The 22,128-nt window shown below is 66.4% G+C and carries 17 protein-coding genes and 1 pseudogene; all 18 read right to left on the bottom strand.

Annotation, left to right across the window (positions count from 1 at the left end; translation table 11 throughout):
- Window positions 1-16: 16 nt before the first annotated feature.
- Window positions 17-1,207, bottom strand: coding sequence for a class I SAM-dependent methyltransferase (locus tag DLJ53_RS24505; RefSeq protein WP_111350145.1), 1,191 nt, complete (start codon window positions 1,205-1,207; stop codon window positions 17-19).
- The gene (locus DLJ53_RS24500; protein WP_211100676.1) at window positions 1,204-2,319 is read right to left on the bottom strand and encodes a class I SAM-dependent methyltransferase; all 1,116 of its coding nucleotides are present in this window, start codon (window positions 2,317-2,319) and stop codon (window positions 1,204-1,206) included. The genes DLJ53_RS24505 and DLJ53_RS24500 overlap by 4 nt, the downstream gene beginning before the upstream one ends.
- 53 nt (window positions 2,320-2,372) lie before the next feature.
- Window positions 2,373-3,707 carry a class I SAM-dependent methyltransferase gene (locus DLJ53_RS36170; RefSeq protein WP_226578315.1) on the bottom strand — a complete coding sequence of 445 codons (1,335 nt, stop codon included), beginning with the start codon at window positions 3,705-3,707 and terminating at the stop codon, window positions 2,373-2,375.
- Window positions 3,693-4,730 (bottom strand): annotated as a pseudogene (locus tag DLJ53_RS36165) (NAD-dependent epimerase/dehydratase family protein); the annotation flags it as partial. The pseudogene DLJ53_RS36165 and the gene DLJ53_RS36170, both read right to left, overlap by 15 nt.
- Window positions 4,731-4,732: 2 nt before the next feature.
- Window positions 4,733-5,512 carry a glucose-1-phosphate cytidylyltransferase gene (gene rfbF, locus DLJ53_RS24485; protein WP_111350141.1) on the bottom strand — a complete coding sequence of 260 codons (780 nt, stop codon included), beginning with the start codon at window positions 5,510-5,512 and terminating at the stop codon, window positions 4,733-4,735.
- Window positions 5,509-7,893 (bottom strand): GumC family protein, encoded by a 2,385-nt coding sequence (locus DLJ53_RS24480; RefSeq protein ID WP_211100675.1) that lies wholly within the window; start codon window positions 7,891-7,893, stop codon window positions 5,509-5,511. Before DLJ53_RS24480 ends, rfbF begins: the two co-directional genes overlap by 4 nt.
- A gap of 53 nt (window positions 7,894-7,946) precedes the next feature.
- On the bottom strand, window positions 7,947-8,393 hold the full coding sequence (locus DLJ53_RS24475; RefSeq protein ID WP_244935156.1) for a helix-turn-helix domain-containing protein: 447 nt from the start codon (window positions 8,391-8,393) through the stop codon (window positions 7,947-7,949).
- Window positions 8,394-9,450: 1,057 nt separating this feature from the next.
- Window positions 9,451-11,979: a hypothetical protein gene (locus DLJ53_RS24470; RefSeq protein WP_146620080.1), complete on the bottom strand. Its 2,529-nt coding sequence runs from the start codon at window positions 11,977-11,979 to the stop codon at window positions 9,451-9,453.
- Between the two features lie 235 nt (window positions 11,980-12,214).
- Complete coding sequence (locus DLJ53_RS24465) at window positions 12,215-13,168, bottom strand: C40 family peptidase (RefSeq protein ID WP_111350136.1); 954 nt, start codon at window positions 13,166-13,168, stop codon at window positions 12,215-12,217.
- Window positions 13,169-13,277: 109 nt separating this feature from the next.
- Window positions 13,278-14,765: a DUF2793 domain-containing protein gene (locus DLJ53_RS24460; RefSeq protein ID WP_111350134.1), complete on the bottom strand. Its 1,488-nt coding sequence runs from the start codon at window positions 14,763-14,765 to the stop codon at window positions 13,278-13,280.
- Window positions 14,749-18,654, bottom strand: coding sequence for a baseplate multidomain protein megatron (locus tag DLJ53_RS24455; RefSeq protein ID WP_111350132.1), 3,906 nt, complete (start codon window positions 18,652-18,654; stop codon window positions 14,749-14,751). The genes DLJ53_RS24460 and DLJ53_RS24455 overlap by 17 nt, the downstream gene beginning before the upstream one ends.
- Before the next feature lies 1 nt (window position 18,655).
- Entirely contained in the window at window positions 18,656-19,084 is a 429-nt protein-coding gene (locus DLJ53_RS24450; RefSeq protein ID WP_111350130.1) for an NlpC/P60 family protein, read from the bottom strand.
- Window positions 19,081-19,932, bottom strand: coding sequence for a DUF2163 domain-containing protein (locus DLJ53_RS24445; RefSeq protein ID WP_111350128.1), 852 nt, complete (start codon window positions 19,930-19,932; stop codon window positions 19,081-19,083). Before DLJ53_RS24445 ends, DLJ53_RS24450 begins: the two co-directional genes overlap by 4 nt.
- Window positions 19,929-20,564: a DUF2460 domain-containing protein gene (locus DLJ53_RS24440; RefSeq protein WP_111350126.1), complete on the bottom strand. Its 636-nt coding sequence runs from the start codon at window positions 20,562-20,564 to the stop codon at window positions 19,929-19,931. The genes DLJ53_RS24445 and DLJ53_RS24440 overlap by 4 nt, the downstream gene beginning before the upstream one ends.
- 30 nt (window positions 20,565-20,594) lie before the next feature.
- A complete protein-coding gene (locus tag DLJ53_RS24435) occupies window positions 20,595-21,176 on the bottom strand; it encodes a phage tail tape measure protein (protein ID WP_111350124.1) in 582 nt (193 codons plus the stop codon).
- Entirely contained in the window at window positions 21,169-21,372 is a 204-nt protein-coding gene (locus DLJ53_RS24430; RefSeq protein ID WP_202913340.1) for a phage tail assembly chaperone, read from the bottom strand. Before DLJ53_RS24430 ends, DLJ53_RS24435 begins: the two co-directional genes overlap by 8 nt.
- The gene (locus DLJ53_RS24425) at window positions 21,369-21,698 is read right to left on the bottom strand and encodes a gene transfer agent family protein (protein WP_111350122.1); all 330 of its coding nucleotides are present in this window, start codon (window positions 21,696-21,698) and stop codon (window positions 21,369-21,371) included. Before DLJ53_RS24425 ends, DLJ53_RS24430 begins: the two co-directional genes overlap by 4 nt.
- Before the next feature lie 10 nt (window positions 21,699-21,708).
- On the bottom strand, window positions 21,709-22,122 hold the full coding sequence (locus DLJ53_RS24420; protein ID WP_111350121.1) for a phage major tail protein, TP901-1 family: 414 nt from the start codon (window positions 22,120-22,122) through the stop codon (window positions 21,709-21,711).
- Window positions 22,123-22,128: the final 6 nt, after the last annotated feature.

Below are 22,128 nucleotides of genomic sequence, written 5' to 3'. Positions count from 1 at the left end.
CTCCTCGATCCTTCCTTCACGCCCGCCCGACTGAACCCTGCGCCGGCCCGGGATTGCCGGTGATCACCCAGAGTTCGGGCGCGAGGCCGAGCGACGCGAGACGATCGCGGATCTCGGCCTCGTAGAGGCCGTTCGAGACCAGGACCAGATCGGGCTGGATCTCGGACAGCTTGTCGGGATGGACGATCGGGATGGCGGCACCCGACGCACAGCGACCGTGCTTGCGGGGGTTGAGATCCACCATCGCGACCACGCCGCCGCAGTCGCCAAGGGCGTTGGCAAAGGTGACACCCTTGCTGCCAGCGCCCCACAGGACGGCCCGGCCGCAGCGGTCCTTGAGCCGGGTCCGCCAGTCGGCGATCCGGAGAGCCGCCTCGGACCCGAAGGACCGTGCCCGCCGCAGGGCCTCGTCGACCCCGTTCGAGACATAGTCGGGGTCGACGTCCGCCGGGCGCGCCTCGACCATGATGAACTGGCCGCTGTAGCCCTGACGGATGCGGTACGGCTGGAAGCCGGTCCGGCGCAGGAGCATCTCGATCGCAGGCTGCGTCCAGTAGCTGACGTGCTCATAGATGACGTCCCAGACCGAGACGGTCTGCAGCATCCACTCCGCGTTCGGAACCTCGATGTAGACGACCATGTCGCGGTCGCCGATCTGCCGGCGCAAGTCGCTCAGGAGCTTGCGGGGCTCCGCCAGGTGCTCCAGCACGTGACGGCAGACGACCGCGTCGATCGGCCCGTCGACCTCGTCCGTGCTGAAGTAGTGCGGAACGATGCGCATGTTGGGCCGGGCGAAGGGGCTGTCGCGCCCCTCCATCGAGGGGTCGAAGCCGATCGCCTCCCCGACCCCGGCGTCCAGGAAGCGCGACAGCACGAAGCCGTCGCCGCAGCCGACCTCGACGACACGCTTGCCGTAGAGGTCGTGCGCCTGGACGAGGTCACTGACGAGCCCGTCCGCGAACACCTTGAAGCTCGGCGAGTGATGCAGGGCGTTCTCGTAGTCCGGGACGTAGGCCATGCGCGCGTCGTCGAACACCGCGTTGTAGACGAGGCCACAGGAGCGGCAGACGACGAGCTCCACATCGCCGCGCGGAACGGCGCGGGCGGAGGCCGCGTCGTCCGACAGCGCGTTGATCACCACCGGCATGTTCGGCAGCGACACCACGGGCTCGAAGTCGCTGGATTGACAGCATGGGCAGTGTGTCATGGCAACGCCACCAGTTCCGGCTTCATTCCGAGTTGAGCGAGGTGGTCCGCGATCTCCTTCGCGTACATCGCGTTCATGGCGATGACGGTGTCGGGCGGACGGTCGCAGAGCGCCTCGGGGGCGTGCACCTGGCGCGCCGTCCCCGGGATGAACTTGCCTTGCTTGAAGGGGTTGATGTCGACCACGTCGGCGATATCGTCCTCCAGGCGATTGCTGGTGATGAACGACGTCGCCTTCGAGCCGCCGCCCCACAGCACCACGCGCTTGCCGACCGCGGCCCGGTCACGCACGAACTTCGTCCAGTAGTCGCGGCTGTCCGCGACGCGCTTCGGAAACTCGCGCACGAGGTGCCTCACCTCGTCGAGATCGCATTCCTGGCGCAGCTGCGGGCCGGTCGCATGGCTCATCGCATACTGGACGATGTACTGGCCGCCGTACTCCAGATAGAGGTCGGTGACGTTCATGCCGGCGCGCCGGAACAGGCGGGCGTGCGAGCCGAGCGTGAAGTACGAGCAGTGCTCGTAGTAGATGTCCCAGAACGCGCCCTGGACGAGGAGCCGACGCGTGTCCGGCGTCTCGAAGAAGACCGCGCGCGGCTGGTTCTTCAGCGTCCGGTCGATGTCGGACACGAAGTCCCACACCGCCGGAATATGCTCGAGCGTATGGCGGCAGACGACGAAGTCGGGGTCGAACTCGATCCGATCCGACTTGAAGTACTCACGCATGAACTTGATGTTGTTGCTGCCGTTGGTGGCCAACCGCTCGGGGATGAACCCCGGGTCCACGCCGATGCCGTAGGTGCCGGTGGTGGCGACGAGGGCCTTCAGGAAGTCCCCCTTGCCACAGCCGATCTCCAGCGTCGTGCGACCCGACAGGTCGTAGCGATGGGCGATATCGCTGATCAACCGCTCCGCGAAGCGGTTGAACGTTCCCGAGAAGTGCTGGCTCTCTTCGGTCGCGGCCGCGTAGTCGACATTGTCGACGTCAAAGACCGAGTTGAAGATGAAGCCGCACGACGAACAGAAGCTCAGCGTGATATCCCCGCGCGGGAAGTTGAGCGCCTCCTCTTCCGTCGGCACCAGGATGCAGCTTTGGACCGGAATCGACTCCAACTCGTAGATCGTATGGAGCCGTTGCGACCCGCAGGCAGGGCACGCACTCGCTGTCATTCCGCCGCTACCCTCGCCTCGGCGCGATCGAGGCTATCCGCATCGACGACCCGCAGCTCCGGGATGGGCACGATGAACTGCCCGCCGGCGCGCAGATAGGCCGTCTGCTGACCGATAATCTCGTCCGCGAAGTTCCACGGCAGGATGATCACGGCGTCCGGCCGATCCTCGAGGAGGCGCGCCGGGTCGGCGATCGGCACATGCACGCCGGGCATGAGCTTGCCCTGCTTGTGCGGGTTGCGATCGCAGGCGTAGGCGATCACGCGATCCCCCAGGCCCAGGTAGTTGAGCATGATCGTGCCCTTCGCCGCCGCGCCGTAGGCGGCGATACTCTTGCCCTCCTCCAGGAGCGAGCCGACGAGCTGCCGGGCCGCCTTGCGGAACGCGCGCACGCGGGCCGCGAAGGTCTCGTAGTACGCGTAGGTGTTGACGCCGGCGGCGTCCTCCTCGGACAGCGCCTGCTCCACCGCGTCGCCGGCGAGCTCGGTCTTGGCGAAGGTGAGGCGCAGCGACCCGCCGTGGATCGGCACCCGCTTCACGTCGACGAGATAGAGGCCGGCGCGCTCGAACAGCGTCTTGGCCGAGCGGATCGAGAAGTAGCAGCGGTGCTCGTGGTAGATGGTGTCGAACTCGCAGTGCTCGACCAGGTCGCGCACGTAGGGGAATTCGACGACCACGACACCGTCGTCGTCGAGCACCGTCGCCATCGCCTTCACGAGGTCGTTCTGCTCGGCGACGTGGGCGACGACATTGTTGGCGATGATGACCCGCGGTCGGATCCCCTCGCCCTTCAGCGTCTCGGCGAGCGTCGTCGTGAAGAAGTCGACGCGCGTGTCGATGCCCTTGGCGATCGCCGCCTCGGCCGGATGCGGCGCCGGGTCCACGCCCAGCACGGGGATGCCCTGGCGCTGGAAGTTCGCCAGCATGTAGCCGTCGTTGGAGGCGATCTCGAGGACCAGCGTGTCGGGGCCGAGATCGAAGCGCTCGATCAGCTCCTCGGCGTGGTCGCTGGAGTGGCGCAGCAGATGGTCGGAGTAGGACGAGAAGTAGAAGTACTCGTCACCGAACATCTCCTCGGCCGGGCGCGTCTCCAGAAGCTGCACCGTGGCGCAGTTCGGGCAGAAGCCGACCCGCAGCGGGACGAGCTGCTCGTCGATGTTGTCGAGCGGCGGCACCAGCAGACCGTCGGAGCGCGGCATCAGGCCGAGGTCGACGATCGGCTTCAGGCCCGCCTCGCAGCAGACGGCGCAGGTGGTCGCGGCGGCGTCGGCAGCGAATTTCGCCGTCGCGCTGGCGCTCCCCTCTTCCGCCTCGGCGGGGCGGCCGGGCAGGTGCTTCAGGGACTCGTCGATGATCCCGCCGGCGATCAGCGACTTGATGTGACCGATGCGCTGGTAGACCGGGCCCTCGAACTTCTCGAGCGTGAGGTCGGCTTCCTTGTAGGCGTTGTAGATGCTCTGCGCACCCTTCAGCGCGTCCCACTGTGGCTCGAACTCGGGCAGCCACAGGCGGATCTTGTCGCAGTTGACGCGATAGGACCGCTTGTCCGGGCCGGCGCCGTCCGCGAAGGTCACCTCGCAGCCCGGCACCACGCTGGCGACGATCTGGGCGAGTTCGCTGATCTGGTAGTTGTGCTCGGTACGGCCGACGTTGAACGCCTCGCAGTGGACGTTCTCGCGCGGCGCATGGAGCACCGCGAGGAAGGCCCGCGAGATATCCTCGATATGTGTGATCGGACGCCAGGGCGTCCCGTCCGACTTCATGTGGATGTTGCCGGTCGTCACCGCCCAGGCGACGAGGTTGTTGAGCACCAGGTCGAAGCGGATGCGCGGAGACACGCCATAGGCGGTCGCCGAGCGCAGGAAGGTCGGCGTGAAGTCGTCGTCGGCGAGCTCGGTCAGCCCGTACTCGGAGGCGACCTTGCTCTGCCCGTACGGCGTGACGGGGTTGAACATGCCCGTCTCGTCGATCATGTCCGGCCCGCTCGCGCCGTAGTTCGAGCATGACGAGGAGAAGACGAAGCGGCTGACGCCGGCGGCCTTGGCGGCGCGCGCGACCTTCATCGTGCCTTCGTAGTTGATCGCATGGGTGGTTTCCGGGCGGAAATCACCGAGCGGATCGTTCGACAGGGCCGCCAGGTGCAGCACCGCATCGAAGCCGAGGAAGTCGGAGACCTCGACGTCGCGGATGTCCTTGCGGATGGTCGGGACCACCGGCATCTCGCCGCCCGGCGCGAACGTGCAGCGCTCGTAGAGGTCGCTGTCGAGGCCGACGACGTCATGCCCGGCGGCGGCGAGCATGGGGGTGAGGACCGTGCCGATGTAGCCGCGGTGTCCGGTAACGAGTACGCGCATGGTCACGCCGCCTCCCACTGGGCCCAAGGACGTTCCCCGGAGTTCCAGAGCGTTTCGAGATTGTGCTTGTCGCGAAGGGTGTCCATCGCGGCCCAGAAGCCTTCGTGGCGATAGGCCATCAGCTGGCCGTCCCGGGCGAGGTTCATCAGCGGCGCGTGCTCGAACATCACGTTGTCGCCTTCGATGTAGTCGTGCACCTCCGGCTCGAGGACGAAGAAGGCGCCGTTGATCCAGCCTTCCGCGGTCTGCGGCTTCTCCTCGAAGGAGACGACGCGGTCGCCGTCGAAGGTCATGTGGCCGTAGCGGGCCGGCGGGCGGACCGCGGTGACCGTCGCGAGCTTGCCGTGCGAGCGATGGAAGGCCAGCAGGTCGTTGAGGTCGATGTCGGCGACGCCGTCGCCCCAGGTGAGCATGAACGTGCCGTCGCCGAGGAACGGCTTCAGCCGCTTGATCCGTCCGCCGGTGAGCGTCTCGTCGCCGGTCTCGATGAGGTCGACGTTCCAGGGCGCGTGGTCGGCGTCGTGACGGATGATCGGGGCGTTGCCGCCGACGGTCATCGTCAGGCTCCCCGACAGGGAACAGTAATCGGCAAAGTATTTCTTGATGTAGTCGCCCTTGTACCCGAGCGCGATGGCAAAATCATTGAAGCCATACGACGAGTAGATCGACATGATATGCCAGAGGATCGGACGTCCCCCGATTTCAACCATGGGCTTGGGACGAACACTGGTCTCTTCGGCAAGGCGCGTACCTTTACCGCCGGCGAGAATGCCTACTTTCATGAATGAAGCTCCTTGGCGAAATCTCTTTTCGTGAAGGACAGGAAGCGATGGTTGGGGGCCGAGGACTGACCCACCGCGCGGCGGCCGAACAATGACGTCCGCCACGAGTATTTTCCGGTCGAGCGCAGCTGCGCGGGGTACGCACTGGCGCCGGGACCGTAGGTTTCGCGGAAGAACCGCGAGTCGGCCCGGTTGACGAACGCCACAGGCTGGGGCGAGGACGCCGTCTCCAGGAGATCGAGCGAGCGATGCGTGCGATCGATCGTCGACGAGCCGTGCCGGATCACGAACACCACGGCATCGGCATAGGGTGCCAGGAGCTCGCAATCGGGCGCGAGGCAGAGCGGCGGGGTGTCGATCACGACGAAGTCGTAACGCTCCCGCAGCTCCTTCAGGATTTCCCGCATGTTCGCCGACGCCAGGAGCTCGGTCGAATGCTGCGCGGGGATGGTCACGGGCAGGACGGCGGGGCCGTCGTCCACCTCGGGAATGAGGACCTCGTCGAGCGTCGCACGCCCTTCGATGAGGCCCACCACGCCAGTGTTGGTGCGCGGCAGCTGCCGGTTGTGCCGGCCGGGCCGGCGCAGATCGCCCTCCACCAGCACGGTCGACGTACCAGTCGCCGCGGCGAAGGTGGCGAGCGCACGGGCGACCGTGGTCTTGCCTTCGTTGGTCGAGCCGGAGGTCACCAGCACCGTCCGCTTCATGTCTGCGTTGACGCCTCGGTAAAGGGTCGTCGCGAACAGGCGGCGGATCGCGTCCTTGAACATGAAGGCCGGCCGCCGGCTGCTTCGGCCGCTCTTCGGGACACGGGGGGCGCTGACGATCGTGCTGAGCCCGGCCGCGCGCACCTGGTCCGGATGAACGATCCGGCGGTCGATGATGGCGAGCAGCGCGACGACGGCCATGCCGAAGAAGAAGGAGGCAAAGCCGGCCAGCGTCACGAGCAGCGGCGGGCCGATGATGGAGGGCGTCTTCGAGGGCAGAGCGGCCTGGATGACGCTGATGCCGTCGTCCTCGACCTGCGCGACCTGACGGGCCTCCTGCAGGCGCCCGAGAAGGCTGCGGTAGTGCGCGCGGTCGGCATCGAGGTCACGCTGCAGGGAGGCGATCGACGCCTCCGCCTCGGCGTTGCTCTCCATCGCCGTCGCGAACTGCTTGCGCGCGTTCTCGAGACGTGTGTCCGCCGCCTTGACCGCGGCCTCGGCGGTGGCCACCTCCACCTCGAAGTCGCCCAGCAGGCGATGCTTCTCGGCGTTGATGTCCTTGTCGAGGCCGGCAATCTTGGCGTCGATGTCGCGCACGACGCCATGCTCTTCGCTGACCCGCGTCAGGAACTCGCGGCGCTTGCCGACCGCGTCGGCGCGCAGGGCAATGAGCCGATCCATCACGGCGGAGGTGAAGAGCGTGGTGTTGGTGGCGTTGCTGTCGACCTCGGCGCGGCCGCGGTCGAGCTTCACCTGGGCGTCGAGAAGGCGGGTGCGCGCCGCGTCGGCCTCGGCCGAAAGACGTGTGATGAGCTGCTGCGCCTCACTGTCCTTGGTATCGGCGAAGAGGCCGTGCTCGGCCCGCACGCGCTCGATCTTCTGCTCGGTCGCGGCGACGTCGCGGCGGGCATCTTCGACGCGCTCGGCGAGCCACTTGGCGGCACCAGTGGAGCCGTCCCGCATACGAGCCCGGCGCTCCGCGGCGAACGCCTTCGGAACCTCGTTCACGACGCGCGCGGCGAGTTCTGCATCCGGCGCGCTGAAGGAGATGATGGCGATCTCCGAGCGGGTGTCGATGGTGACATCGAGCTTGTCGGCGATTGCGGCCACGGCGAAACGCAGGGCCGCCTCCATCTGCTCGAGCTCGGCAGGGTCGGCGTTGGGATCCAGCGGATCCGGCGTCTCAACCGACCCGTCGACCGCACCGAACGCGCTCTGGCTCAAGATATCGGACTGGAGCGAAGAGACTTCGATGGGCTGTGATGGATCGTGAGACGCCGGTTCCGCCTGCGCCTCCGAAGGGAAAAAACTGTCCTGAAGCGAGCCGACGAAGGCCGAAAAGCGGGACTCGAGAGCCTCCGGCCGCTCGTAGAGCTTCAGGGAAATGGCAACCCGGCGCAGCACCGGGACCGAGGACAGCACGGCCGCGACTGTACGGCCGTCTTCCACGCTCCCGGTGACGCGCCCCACCGTCGACCATGCCGACTGCGACGCGAGGATCGCAGACTCTCGGCTACCCAGCCAGACGACGGAACGGGCAGAATAAACGGGCGGGAGATGCTGCAGCACAACAAACGCTGCAGCCGTCACCAGACCAGTAAAGACAATGACTATGGGGAGGCGTCTCAGGCACGTTCTGAGCACGCGTCCGAGCCGCAGCGTATCGCCACTCATCGGATTCATGCACCAATGTTCGTAACGTAAATGTCAGTAAAGAATCGGCTAGATCAATCTTCGCCGATGACGACCTCGACGAGGCTCAGTATTCGGCGCTTCAACGCGGGATCCCGGACATTGGCAAACATCCGCAGGAGTCGGAAGGTCGCAGCGTCGCCGAGCGCAACAGCCAGGAAGTTATCCGGCCCGTCGTCGTCCATCGCGTGCTGAATTTGATCCATGTTCCGGAAGAAATACTGGATCGGAACATCGAGGATGACCGAGATCCGATACAGGCGGCTGGCGCCGATCCGGTTGGTCCCCCGCTCGTACTTTTGGAGTTGCTGGGGCGTGATCCCCAACATGTTGGCGAGCTTCTCCTGCGTCATATCCAGCTCGATCCGCCGGATTTTGACCATGGAGCCGACATGCGCGTCAATTTCTGTGGTCGAGCGCGTGGCTTTCGGCTTGTGCACTTGACCAACAATCGTGTCATCATTCGCGGACAAGAGAGACACTTTAACCTCAAAATAATGTAATTTCTTAGAGCTCTCAACAATCACCAAACGCAACAACTTTATATGTTCAGGCAAAACGCCCTACAAAGCTGCAGTCAGCTTCGGATCGGCAAGAACACTTGCATACGAACCTTTGGCTGACCGTCGCAGGCGACCGCTAACGAGCCCGGCTGCCATCAAAGATTAACCACGATCGAAATCGGTGAAATAGTGCAAGTCCACCAAATTTTGCGGAATTTTTATCGCGGACATTAAATTTTAGAGATTTTTGTATCTTGCGCGTGATTCCCGAAGTGACCGAACTTTGAGTTCCGCACCCATGGGTTTTCGGGCCAGTGCGTCCAGTGTGACTCACGTAAAACAGCAATACGTCAGCATCAAGATTGTGTGAGCAGGCTGTTTTCCGAGTGGTATTCGATATTTACGCTTTCGGCCTCATTCTTCCCATAGTGCCGCTGACTCAGGGCGAACGCATTACTCAATGGCGGCTAAAGTGGGGCGAGCCCCAGGACCGCAGGTCAAAACGGCATTCTGCTTCGGCTCGGGGCCAACCCTCTGTAATTCGGAAAACATTGCACGCGTCCCGCCTGCGCCGCCTTGCTGTATTGCACGGAAGGCAACGCCGACGCGGAAACACGGTTCCCGGCAACCGGCCTCCCCGCGCTCCCCGGCCGTTCACAGGTCTCACAATTGCCATGCCCGTTCGGGCGCCCGCGACCGGCGATACGGTCGGCCCAACAGGTCGGCGACCGGGTGGCCCGTTAACCGGAATCCAGTCGAGGCGACCGCGACTTGCCCTCAACCACCCTCGGGCGGAGTTGCAGGCTCGATGCCGATGGCGGCTCTTGGCACCGGACGTCCGGACATGGGCCCGGCCACAATTCCGTCGCAACACCGGGGCGGCAACGCCGACATCAACGCACGGATCACCCCGCCGGCGGGCGTGCCCTCCCCTCGCCACGTCTCGCCAAACTTTGGCTACGGGCCGAAACGCAAAAAAGGGGTCGGGAGCCAGCTGGCTCCCGACCCCTTTTGCAGTTTCCAACGTTCACGACCGCTAGGTCACGACCGCGCGATCCGTAACCCGCCGCCAGTTGGCGCCGTCGGAGAAGGCCAGCACCGCACCGCCCGTCTCGTCGGCCACATAGACGACGCTCCCGGAATGCCCGGCCGGCGCCGGAAGTTGTGCGACGTTATAGTTGCTCAGCCCGAGGATTCCGGCCGACGGCGAAAGCACGCTGGCATTCTTGACCGCATAGTCCGACACTTGGCTCTCCGCATAGGTGAACCCCGCGTCGATCACCTGCAGCGCCGCATTGGAAAAGGACTGCGACACCGTGTAGACGGCGGCGGTGCCCCAGTCCGTCGTCTCGTCGATGTAGAACGCGTCGTCGTTTCGGATGTTCTGGAAGCGCAGAACCCCGTACGGCGTGCTGACGTAGGCTGGACCATCCAGATCGTTGAGAAGGTTGCCGCCGGTCCCGTCGACCTCCTCGTCGCCGAGGAGGTGGTTCCAGGTGCCGGACAGCGCGGTCAGGTGACCAGCGGCGCTCCAGCTGATCGCCTTGTCGGCGTCCGCCACTTCCACCAGGAAGACGTCGCCGGAGTTGTAGACCGGCCAGACCGTGACATCTGTCGTCCCGTTGAGATTCTTGAGCAGCAGCTTCTGTCCCAGGTGGATACGGGACGGCTCCGTCGCCGTGATGAAGCCATAGTAGAGTTCCAGCTCCGGAACCGTCGTCTCCGACCCCCGCACCGGCGGCCCCGGCATGAAGGAAATGCCGGTCGAGGCATCGACCGCTGGCGCAAGCGGTTCCGTCTGGACGTCCGGTCCGATGTAGATCCGGTCGACGACACCGGAGCTACTCTCGGAGGCGTCGTAGGCCACACCGTGTGTGCGCGTGAACGCCGTCCCTGATAGGGTCGGATCGTCGTAGCCCGAGCGCTGACAGTTGTCTGAAATTCGTCCGGAATGAATCTCGAGCCGTTCGCCGGAGACGACGCGCACCTGACCACCGCAGAAGGCGATGTCCGCGTCGTGAATGATGACCGACGGACGCTGCGGCGCCACCGACCCCTCGAACTCGATCTGCCCGTCATTGTCGAGCAGGATCGGGTCGGCGCGGCACTCGCGGATCGAACACACGCCGACTTCGATGGTGTTCTTGCGCGCCCAGATGCCGTAGTGCCACTGCCCGCGAATGATGAGCTCGCTGAAGGAGATGCGGCCGTTGCGCTTGTGCCGCCCGTTGCCGACATTCTCCGGCGGGCGCGCATCGCCGTGCGCATTGATCGCCGAGCTCCCCGACAGCACGTTCTGCCGGCCGCCGTCCGACCAGAGCAGCATGCGGCCAAAGCTGATGTCGAAATCGGTGATGACCTCGATGCCCTGCGTCGCCGTGCCGAAGAACGAGAACTCGTCGAACCGCGTCGCGCTGTCGTTGGAGATCCACGACACGCCGAGCATCGAGACGACCTCGCGAACGGTCTGCCCGCCGTAGTCTGACGGCTGCCCGGCCGCCGCCCCCATCCCGTGGATCGAGGCACAGTGGATCGGGCAGCGGACATTCCCCACCCAGGTGATGCCGTTCATGAAAGCAGAAGACGTGCCGTGTCTCCCTGCCCGTCCGGTCACATTGTCGATCTCGATCCGCTGGACCGGGCAGTTCACCGACCGCAACATGTGCACGACATGGAAGAAGGCCGGGAAGAACACGTCGTTGTCGTCGGCCAGACGATTGTCGATGTCCTGCGCCCCGATCGTCCCGATGTAGAGGTCACGGCATCGATCGAACCGGTAGGCCAGACCGCAGCGTTCGGCCCGGATGTCGTCGATGACACCCGACACACCCGCCGTCTCCGAGCCCTTGCAGTAGATCGCGAGATTGACCTGGTCGACGATCTCGATATCCCGAAGATCGACTTCGATGTCGCTGGTCGCCCGCGCGAAGATGGCGGCCTTGTACTGGTTCAGCGATTCATCGGCCGCACTGGTGCCGAGAATGTCCAGCAGCCCCGCCATGGTATCGGTGTTGGCACGGGAACCATCGAACCGCCCGCCCTGCCAGGAGAAGTCGGCCCGCACCTCGATGTGCCCGGCTTCCCCAGACCAGCTGGACCATCCGGAGCGTAGCTTGAACGTCGCCCCACGCGCGCAGATCACCGACGCCGGCGTCGTCAGCAGGATCGGATCGAACAGGTAGACCTTGCCGCCATCGTCCGCCCGCCCGCCGCCATAGGACAGCCAGTTGAAAATGGCCGCGGTGTCGTCGGCGATGCCGTCGCCGACGGCGCCGAACATCTCCGGCGAGGGCATCGGCTCCGCGATCTCCCACCACCCGCCATTGGCCGCATTCACGGTCCCATCGGGCAGGAACCGGTCCGAAGTGCGCAGCTTTCCCGGATGGGATGGTTCGCTCGACACGCGGCGAACGGAATGAGCGCCGCCGTCAGCCTCCGTTGCGTATCCCTTCAGGTACATCAACTTCACGTCCGCCGGGATGAACGTGGATTCCGCCACGTTCAGACTGGCGACCGACGGGCTGAACGGCACCCCCCGGATCGGGCCAAGGCCTAAACCGACCATCGTCTCTCTCCAATTTACGGTAAATTCGCGCGTGACCCTGCACCGACCGACACTCGGCGGGCCTGGTCGCAGCGACACAAAAGGGGGCGACCGCCGTCGTCCCATGGTGGCAAGGCGACCGAATGACAGGCAGCGTCGTCGCGGTTACGACCGCAGCAACCGCCACGCGGCGCGCCGCGATCGCCGGATCGCAGGCGACCGGTCGACGCGCCCACACGCTCCGAGGTCGAGTGGGTCAGACCAACCCTTCCGCTGGCGTCCCTTCGGCCCGCCGGATTGCGAAGCGCCAGAGAAGAACACCGGCGACGACGACGACGGCCAGAGCCACGACCGAGACGCCGATGATCGTCGCACCATCCCATGTCTGGAGCTGTTGTGCCGCCTCGACGGTGGACGTGATGGCCGCGCCTGCCGTCACTGCGGCCCCCGCCCCGGCGATCGGCGCCGCCGCCTTCTCAGCCGTCTTGCGGCGCGCCTCCCGCGCCTTGCGATCCTCGACCTCCGCCGTGAGCGCCGCCAGCATCGCCGGATCGGCGATTCCGTCGCCCTTGAGCCCGCGCTTCGTCTCGAACCGCATCACCGCGTCACGGGTCCGACCGCCGAAGATTCCGTCCACGTCGAGCTGGTAGTTGAGAACGTTCATGTCCCGCTGCAGCGCCTCCACGTCGCGCCCCCGGCTTCCCATCTGAAGCACGCGCGCCCCAAGCGGCGCGTCGTCCGCGCCATGCGGCTCGCTCTCCGCGGGTGCGACGGCACCGGGAGGCCAGCGGATCCCGTCGGGCAGGATCGACGACTGCCGGAAGACCGAGCGCCGAACGGCGTTCCCTGAATTGCCGTTGATGATCACGATCGTCCCATCGGACCGCACGCTCTCCACGATCCCGACGTGCCCGTAGAGCGGATTTGAACCGCGCGGGAACACGACGATCGCTCCACGAACCGGGCGAGACAGCCGCGTCCCATAGCGCGTGAACGACCGCGCAAGGGCCGAGCGGGTCGACGGATAGCCCGAATTGATCAGCGCCCCGTTCACTGCGACGGCGCACCACGCATCCTCGTCATTGTTCCACCAGTCGATGCCCGACTGTTTGCCCCACTCGATGATCAGCGGATTATGCTGAGCCCCCGGCACCTCTTTCAGGCCGATGTGATTGCAGAGATAGTCGAGCCACGGAACACGATCCTGCATCGTGCGATCCCCTACACAAGAGTACAAACAAAAAAGGCACTCATGCCTCGCATAAGTGCCTGAAGCGCCCGAAGACGCTCTCGCTATCCTGATCGAAACGCGCTCGTATTCAGTCGCTCACGACGCCCGGTAACTTCTTACGGAGCGCATCGACGTCTTCGCTCAACTGCTGGATGGCCCGGACGATCGGCGCCACGAACTCCGTATAACCGAGCGTCTTCACGTCACGGCCGCCGGCGATCGCATGGTCCTGATAACCACCGAAATCCATGCCTGTCCGGCGGATGACCTGTTCGATCTCCTGCGCCAGAAACCCGTGGTGAAAGCGGTTACGCTTCTTCGAGCCGTCCGCCGAAGCCTCGCCAGGCCCTCTACCGCTATAGTCCTCGCGATAGTCCCAGCGGAAATCGACCGGCCGAAGGGCGCGGATGAACTCGAGCCCCAGCGCCGTGTCCCGCACATCCGCCTTGTCACGCTCATCCGAGCGATCCTGGATGGCCCCGTAGGCATACGTGGTCGTCGCGCTGTTGCCCAACTGGACCTGATGGCTTCCCTGCACGGTCGCTCCAGCGCCGACCGCCGCGCAGTTGGTAATGCCCGTCGGTGCCCCAGCGAATGCCCCCTGTCCGAGAGCCGAGTTGTCCGCGCCGACGACCGTCGCCCCGGCGCCGGCGCCGATGAACGTGTTGCCGCCCGCGGTGGTTACCGCCGCCCCGGCCCCATCCCCCACGGCCACATTCAACGCCCCGCTCGTCACACCTGCGAGCGCGGACGTCCCGATGGCCACGTTATCCGTCCCGCTGCTCGCCGCATCCAGCGCGCCGGCGCCGAGCGCGATCGACCCGGCATCCCCTCCCGCGCCGGACGACAGTGACAGACCGGTCGACCAGCTCAGGCTCGCGCTCCCCAGAGTCACGGCGCCACCAGCAACGGCGATGTCCTGGTCGAACGACACCTTCGCGGTCGTATGGTCGACCACGAACGCCTGGGCGAACGTCGATCCATCCGAACTCACCTTCAGCGCAAAGTCATCGCTGCCGATGAGACCGAATTCGGCACGCCCCGAATAGTTGTTCTGGAAGAGATGCGACACGACATCGGTCGCCGAGTCCTTCGTCGCCACGATCCGGACGTCTCCCGACGGTGTCCCGGTCGGATCGGGTGCGAACAGCGCATAGTCGGAACGGACCGAGAGACGGTTAGTCTCGTCGGCACTCGTATTGATGCCCAGCTTGTCGGTCGTATTCGCCGTCAGTGAAACGCTAAGCTCGCCCCAGGCGGCCCCATCGTAGGTCGCAATCCCGCCCGTCGACTGATCGAACGCGATCCATCCCCCCCGGGGCGCGAAGAATATCCACGCACCGTCGATGTAAGCTGCCACGTCCGTGTCGTGACCGGCCCAGGCGTCCGTGGCACCCGCCGCCACGATATACCGGTCACCCTCGCTCACAGACACGGGCGGCGTGGTCTGGATCCGGTCGATCACGGTGAGCTGCACGATCAGGTCGAGCATGCTCAGCGCATCATTGACCGTCACATGCTTCTGCGCCTGCGCCTCCTCGAGGAGCGGCAGCTGCAGATTAAGGCTGTTGGACATCGACCGTCACCTCATAAAGCGTGCTAAGGGCGAACCCCGGTGAATGCTGCCCCACCCGGAACGACAGGGTATCCGGCGGCTCGCCGAAATCTGCCATCTGATCCGCCAGCGGGTACGTGTACGTCGGCTCCGAGGTGGCCGTCGTGCGAACCACCGTCGCCCCGTCGAGGATCTCCAGCCGGTACGATTCCGAGCTCTCCCCCAACGGGACATCGCCAGGCCCCCAGCGATCGCCGCCGATCCGCGTCCGTCGCACCCAAGAGATTTCGAGCGCATCGTCACTTGCACGTCGTCGCACTCTGCCGTGCACCGGCGAATACGGCACCAGCGCGCGGCCCGTTCCGACGAACGCGAAGTCGGTGACGTTCGGCCCGCCCACACCCTCGGTCAGCGGCCCGACCCGGTAGGATCGCGGCAGGCCGACCTCGTCGAGTTCGAGCGGGATGGTGGCCAGCGATCCGTCGAGGAGGACGAGCCGTGCCCCCGCCTCGATCCCCGCAGCGGTCGCGTCTTCCGTCCCAAGCTGCCCACGCAGCAGGACCGAGAGCCGGTACGTCCGCTCACCGGTCAATTCGGCGTCGCGAAACTGCATGATTTCCCAGAGGCCCGACCCCGTCTCGATCGCAACCGCGTTGGCACCGCTGAGAACATCCATCTCCGGCGCGCTCGACACCGCCGCATTGAAGAGGCGGACATCGACCGAGCCGCCGCGGTGCCACCGGCTCGTCGGCCCGGGCGGCAGGTCGCTCACCGTCTCCCCCATGGAAGCCGGCTTGGCGATCGTCTTGATCAGCTTGTGCGAGCCGCCCTCGACGAATTGCCAAACGCCCATCTCTGCCGGAAAGGGTCGCGAATAGACGCCGATCCACGGACGATGCGCATCCACCGAGCTGTCGACCAGCGGCAGGTTCAACCCGAACGCCACGGGTGCGGACAGGGTCTCGGGAACGCGCGGCCCACCGAACGACCCACGCACGGCCGTGACCACCTGGGCCGCCCGATCCAGCGTCCGCGCCGTGATGAGCCGGTGCCCGAGATCCTCGATCTCCTCCACGATGAATTCGCGTGACACGCCGCCGTACGTCAGCGCCACGACGTCACCGGGGGCGATCGTCAGATGAGACAGAGGCAGGGCGAACTGCACTCTGGTCCGCCCGGACCAGCGCACGCTCAGCGCCAGTTCCGACAACTCCGTCGCGAGCGCGTCATTCAAGCTCGCCGGCACCGAGATCGTCTCGATCTGGCGCGCCGATCCCGCCTGCGGCCGGAACCGCGCACTGGCGATCTGAAAGTCCCTCCCGCTGTCGAAGTAGCGCAGCCTCACCTCGACCGGCAGCGTTGCCGCATCGTCGCGCGTCTCGGAGACCAGCGGCGTCCGCGCATTCACTTCGACCAGGTCGTCCTCATTCAGCGCCAGGCTCGGAGCACGCGAAAGTCCCACGATCCGGATCGCCGTCCCCGTGTCCGCCGCCACCGCCGATACGGCGTCGAGCAACGGCTCGACCACCGACCGCAGGCTGCTCGGCCCCGTCACGATGAACCCGTCAAGGACGGTCGAAACCGCCCTCACCTCCGGCGCCTCCAGACCCCAGTCGGTGAACAGCGCCTTGAGCAGCGACGCCACCGGGACCCCGCCTAGGCGCCCGTTCAGCCAGTGCCCGCGCTCCCAGTTCGTCCCGTCCGCCCAGAGGTCGAGAAGGTGCGGGAACATCGGCCAGGGCCGCGCGTCCCAGGTCCAGACGTGCATCGTCGACGCGTCCACCATCCGCCCGCCGTAGACGCTTGAGACGGGATTGATCGCCGGATCCGGGTCCCCGCCCGCGTCGAAGACGTCGTAGAAAGCCCTCAGATGCGCCCGCTGGATCCCGTCGTCCCGCCGCCCGCTGGAGTGGTAGGGCAGCGCCGACTCCGAGCTCTTCGGATCGTAGAACACGTTCGGCTGGTTCGAACCGCGATCGATCGCAGGGCACCCCAGCTCGGTGAACCACACCGGCTTCGACTGCGGCACCCACGCCGTCGGCGTCGCCACCTCGACCCCGGCCACGCGATCATGGTGCGGGTTCGACCACCAGCCCGCGACATCCTTGTACCGATAGACCCATGGCTTTCCGTACCCGAGGTCCTGGATGGGCGAACGCACTTGCCCATCTCGGTCACCGTACCCGTAGTACCAGTCGTATCCCTCCCCGCCGGCGACGTTCGATGCCAGATAGTCCGGATCGTACACCGAGTCGGCGACCGCCTCGTCGAGATGCGTCCCGTCCCGCCAGTCCGACAGCGGCCAGTAGTTGTCGATCCCCACGAAGTCGACGTTCGGGCTCGCCCACACCGGGTCGAGATGGAAGATCAGCGTGTCGTTCTGGCCATCGCCGGTCGAGTCGAAGCTATGCCCGAAATATTCCGTCCAGTCGGCGGCGTACGAAATCTTCGTCTCCGCCCCCACCACCGACCGAACATCGTCGATCAGCGTCGTCAGCGCTTCGACGAACGGATAACCCGAGGCCCCCCGGATGGTCGTCACCCCCGGCAGTTCGGACCCGACCAGAAACGCGTCCACCCCTCCGGCCCGCGCGCAGAGATGCGCGTAGTGCAACATCATCCGGCGAAACGACCACTCCGGCGGGCCACTGTAGGAGACTGCCGCCCCGGTGCCGCCGAAGTCACCCGGTCCGGCCGAACCGACGAAGGCGGCGACCGCCAGTTCGGCACCGGCCGTTCCGTCCGGTGACCCGGCCCTGGTCGGCGCGGGCGACACGCTGATCCGCCCGCGCCACGGGAACGGCGCCTGCTCCGCCTCGAGGTAGGGATCCTCCAAACCGTTTCCCGGCGGAACATCCATCAGGATGAACGGGTAGAAGACGACCTTCAGACCGCGGGCGTTCAAAGCACGCACCGCGGCAAAGACCGACGCGTCGGCGGGCGACCCGCCGTAGAACGGCCGCGCCGCGCCGTCGGACGACACGAGCGGCGCCGTCTCGCGGTCGAGGCTCGACACGGTCCATTCGGCGCCCAGCGTCTCGCGGTCCCGCCGCTCCACCCGCGGCTGCAACTCGCAGTGATCCACCCGGAGATCCGTTCCGAACCAGGCCACGACGAGCGCCACCCGCTCGAGGTTCGGGCAGACCGCCTGCAACTCGTCCAGCGACGCTTCAAAGTCCGATACCGCTACGCCGATATGACGGTTGTCCGCCACCGCCTCACCCGGCCCCACCTGCAATTTCACGAGGTCAGGGTGGTATCCGAACTCCGTCGACCCGGGGATGATCGTCACCGCCCGGATGTCGCGCTCCAGTTCGCCGATCGGCCTCAGCACCTCGAAGGTGAGCTGAGGGAGCCTGTTCCCGTAAGGTCCGATCGGCAGCCCCTCGAAGACCACATACGCCAGACCGCGATAGGCCGGAGCCACCCCTTGGACCGCCTCGATCAACGGATCCGGCAGCTGTTCCTCGTCACCCGTATAGACTCGCCAGTTGACCCCCTGGAGGTCTATCGGCTCCCCGTCCGCCCACACGCGCCCTACCCGCGCGATCGGCCCCTCGCATAGTCCGACCGCGAAATTGGCCGTGTAGGAGTATTCGCGAACCTTGGGACCGCCGCCCTTGCCGCCGACCGCCGACGTCCGCGTATGCTCCTGAAAGTCCGTCGCCCAGATCACCGTCCCGGCCAGCCGCATCCGGCCGTAGACCTTCGGGATCGGATTGCCCTCCGATGCTGTCTGCACGGACACGTCGTCGATCCGACCGACCGAGCGCGTCGAGCTCTCGCCGAAGAGCCGCTGATCGATCATGTTGCCGGCGAGCGCACCCGCCGCGCGGCCGACAATCGCCCCGACCGGTCCTAGTAGGCCACCCACGGCCTGCCCGGCCGCCTGAAGAACAAGCGTCGCCATGTCAGTCCGTCACTCCTGGAAAATCGAACGTCGCCGCCAGCCGGCGCCGCCACATCGGCGCCAGCGCCCCCTCGACTGCCCGCCCGGCACCGTCGTAGGCATGAACGAACTGTTCCGGCGCGACCGCGATGCCGACGTGCTTGGCCGGCGTCCCCGCCGTCCATCGAAACAGCAGCACCGTCCCGGCTCGAATGTCCTCACACCGGACGAAGTGCCGTTCCGCCGCCTCCAGCAGGGTCTCGCGCCCCACCGCCTCCGCCCACTCCGGCGAATATGGCGGCGCCATCTCCGGCTCGGATCCGAGCAGCTCGCGCCAGACGCCCCGCACCAGTCCGAGACAGTCGCACCCCACTGCGCGCAGCGACGCCTGATGCAGGTAGGGCGTTCCGACCCAACTTCGCGCCGCCTCCACGATCTCCGACCGTCTCACGCCGACGCCCGCGCATAGGCGAACGCCCGGTCATTGCCCGGCAGGTGCGGAAACCCTTGGTAATTGACGACGTTCGCGAAGATGTCGCGGCACGTCGCAAAGCGCTTGTCGCAGCCCGGCGTCACCAGCACCGTGTCGCCCGCGACTACCGACAGAAACGCCGACCGCAGGTCCACGACGGACACCTCACCGGCGCCCGAGTGCCGCACGATGGCCGCTCGGCTCCCGAGGTCCGCCCCGCTCGCCATCTCGGCCACGCCGTTGGCGAGCGCCCCATCCGCCAGGTCGCCGATCCCGCTCACAGTGAGCCGCGTCCCGTCGACCGCCACCACGGTTGCCGACCACGCGAGCGCCGCAAGGTCGACCCTGCACCGCCCGTCGCCCAGGTCCGCGTCGCACGTCAGCGTATAGACCCGCCCGCGCACCGTCTCGAGCGACTGTGCCGGTCCGCGGACCTCGGCCCGGAAGGCGCCGTCCGCCCGTGTCACTTCCCCCAGCGTCCCCTCTCGCATCACCACGCGCTGGGACACGTCGGCCCAGTTCACCAGCCAGAGCGTCAGCTTCGCGAAGTCGTATTTGCCCCCCACCAGCTCGGCCGCGTCGAGCCCCGCCGAGGACAGCGCCCCCGCCACTTCCAGCCCGCCGACACCGAGCCCCGTGCGTGTCACGTCGCCCGAAGACTCCAGCCCCGACATTGCGGAGTGCGTCACCCCGTCGAACACCACCGCCTGGTCGTGGTCGGTAAAGCCGATGACGACGCCATCGGTTCGGGCCAGTCGCCAGCACCGGCATACCGTCACAACACCGCTGTCCAGATGCGCCTGGAGCGCGCTCGGTATTTCCCTCACGACGCAATCTCCACGATCGGAATGGAAGGGATCGTCCCCGCCAGGAACTGCGACAGGTTCACCTCGAGCCGGTCGGTGTCGAAGCGCACTGGCACGTCGAACTGGAACCCCGCCCGCACGTCCGCGCCAGCAGCCGGCACAGAGCCCGCCGCGAACGTCACCACGCCCTCCGCCACGGTGAAGTCGCTGCCTTCGGCCTGCGACACGCCGCCGACCGACACCAGCAGTGTCCCCTCGACCGGCAGCACGATCCGCCGGTCGTACGGAGCATAAAGGTCGCCGTATCGCTTGATCAGCTGAAACGCGACTTCAGACCCGTCACCCACTCCGAGACGCTGGTCCGTTTCAGACGGCGCGTCAGTTGGCGAACAACTCTTGTGGTCGAGTGGATCGCGGTAACGAAAGCCGTAGAGGCGGCCTCGACGCTCTTCAAAAAAGTCAACAACTTGCTGAAGGTCATCACGATGTCTTACTCCTGTACCGGCGTCGTACCGACGCCTACTCATCGACCAGCGCTGAATACGCTCCTCGCGACCGGACCCCAGCGTCACGATATCGGTCCGCCGCTCCGGTCCCCCCGTCGCCCCCAACGCCACGGCGAGCGGGAATCTCACGTCATGAAAGCCGTCCATGGCTCAAAGCCCCCCCTGGATCGCTTGAGCTCAAAGCCCGCGACGGCCGCGCGCCACGGCCCGCGCCAACATCGCCGTCACCTGCTGTTCCGAACGCTGGAACGCCTCGGGATCCGGAGTCGCGATCGACACGTTGATGGTCGTCCCGGCCCCGCGACCCGTCCCCTCCAGCGCCACGCCAAGGCGTCCGTCCGAGCCGCGCGCCAGCGGCAGGACGGCCTCGCGCCCGGCCTCGCCCATCAGCCCGACGCGCCCGCCCGACATCCCGAACGCGGTCGGCGCGCCGATCACGCCCCCCTCCGCGAACGGCATGACCTTGGTCGCAACCCCGGCGATCCCCCCGCCGACCGCGCCGCCGAGGCTTCCCAGCACCGCATTCGCCCCCTGCCCCACCAGATTGGACAGCGGCCGGAGCCCAGCCCGCAGCGCAGAGTTGGAGATCGACAGCGCCGCCTGGCGCAGCACGCGGTCCAGCGTGTAGCCGTCCGAGATCGCCCGCTTCATCCCCGTGGCGATCACGCTGGAGAACCGGGTCGCCGAGACCTCCAGCGTTGCGGAAAGCTCCTCGGCCAGCGCCGAGGAGTCGCGGAACGGTTCGGGGCTATCAGGCATCGGGAAAACGCTCCATCAGCCGCGCCAGGTCACCCCTGCGCGTCCCACCCGGCGCAGGCGGTCCCAGCACCGCTTGAATTTCAGGAAGGGTCAGGGCCCAGAAGTCGGCCGGCGCCATGCGCCGTTCACCGATGAACAGCGCCATCAGCTCGCGCCACGGAAACGGCCGCACCTCGTCCGGCGCGGCCGCACTCAAGAAGGGTCGGAGGCCTCCGACGCACCGAAGGTCGCCGTCAGCAGGTCGGTCACGACAGTCGCGAAACCGGCTGCTCCGCCATCGGCGGACATGCGCGATACCGCATCGTCGTCGACGGCGTGCCCCGCTCCGCGGAGCCCCGCCCCGATGATGCGGATTGCATCCAAGGCCGAGAGCTTGCCGAGCGCGAACCGATCCACCAGCGCCGTCATGTCCTCGCACTGAAACGCGTGCTCGAGTTCGGCCAGCGCGCCCAGTGTCAGGCACAGCGTCCAGTGCCGACCATCGAGGACGGCATCCACCTCGCCGCGATAAGGGTTTGCCATGTGCGCCCCGTCAGACCGCGGTGAACGTGAGCTGGCCCGCCGACTCCATGGCGATCTCGTAGACGACCTCGCCGTCGTGGTTGCCGCCGTACTCCAGCGCCGTCACCTGGAACGGCCCCTCGACCGTGCCGAAGTCCGGCACGACGACCTGCCAGTCGCGCACCGACCCGTTGAAGAAGATCGTCCGCACCACCGTGTCGGACGCTGCATCCTTGAAGATGCCGGAGCCCGCGAGGTTGGCCCGCCGCACGCCCGCCCCGTCGAGGAGCTCGCGCCACTGTCCCGCCGACTCCTGGTCGGTCACGTCCACGGCCTCGGCCCCGAACGAGATCCGCTTCGAGCGGAGCCCCGCCACCGTCACAAAGGAGCCGGCCCCCGTCTGATCGACCTTCAAGAGAAGATCCTTGCCCTTCTGCGCACCCACGGCGCC

The sequence above is a fragment of the Acuticoccus sediminis genome, from assembly GCF_003258595.1.
In the GTDB taxonomy this organism is placed as follows: domain Bacteria; phylum Pseudomonadota; class Alphaproteobacteria; order Rhizobiales; family Amorphaceae; genus Acuticoccus; species Acuticoccus sediminis.
Note: the sequence above shows the minus strand (reverse complement) of the source record. Positions and strands in the feature narration are given on the sequence as shown.

Bases quoted from the DNA above. Each gene is read 5' to 3' on its own strand.
- DLJ53_RS24480 (WP_211100675.1), bottom strand. From the start codon at position 7,893: ATGAGTGGCGATACGCTGCGGCTCGGACGCGTGCTCAGAACGTGCCTG.
- DLJ53_RS24465 (WP_111350136.1), bottom strand. From the start codon at position 13,168: ATGCAGGATCGTGTTCCGTGGCTCGACTATCTCTGCAATCACATCGGC.
- DLJ53_RS24425 (WP_111350122.1), bottom strand. From the start codon at position 21,698: ATGGCAAACCCTTATCGCGGCGAGGTGGATGCCGTCCTCGATGGTCGG.
- DLJ53_RS24440 (WP_111350126.1), bottom strand. From the start codon at position 20,564: ATGGACGGCTTTCATGACGTGAGATTCCCGCTCGCCGTGGCGTTGGGG.
- DLJ53_RS24435 (WP_111350124.1), bottom strand. From the start codon at position 21,176: ATGCCTGATAGCCCCGAACCGTTCCGCGACTCCTCGGCGCTGGCCGAG.
- DLJ53_RS24455 (WP_111350132.1), bottom strand. From the start codon at position 18,654: ATGGCGACGCTTGTTCTTCAGGCGGCCGGGCAGGCCGTGGGTGGCCTA.
- DLJ53_RS24460 (WP_111350134.1), bottom strand. From the start codon at position 14,765: ATGTCCAACAGCCTTAATCTGCAGCTGCCGCTCCTCGAGGAGGCGCAG.
- rfbF (WP_111350141.1), bottom strand. From the start codon at position 5,512: ATGAAAGTAGGCATTCTCGCCGGCGGTAAAGGTACGCGCCTTGCCGAA.
- DLJ53_RS24505 (WP_111350145.1), bottom strand. From the start codon at position 1,207: ATGACACACTGCCCATGCTGTCAATCCAGCGACTTCGAGCCCGTGGTG.
- DLJ53_RS24470 (WP_146620080.1), bottom strand. From the start codon at position 11,979: ATGGTCGGTTTAGGCCTTGGCCCGATCCGGGGGGTGCCGTTCAGCCCG.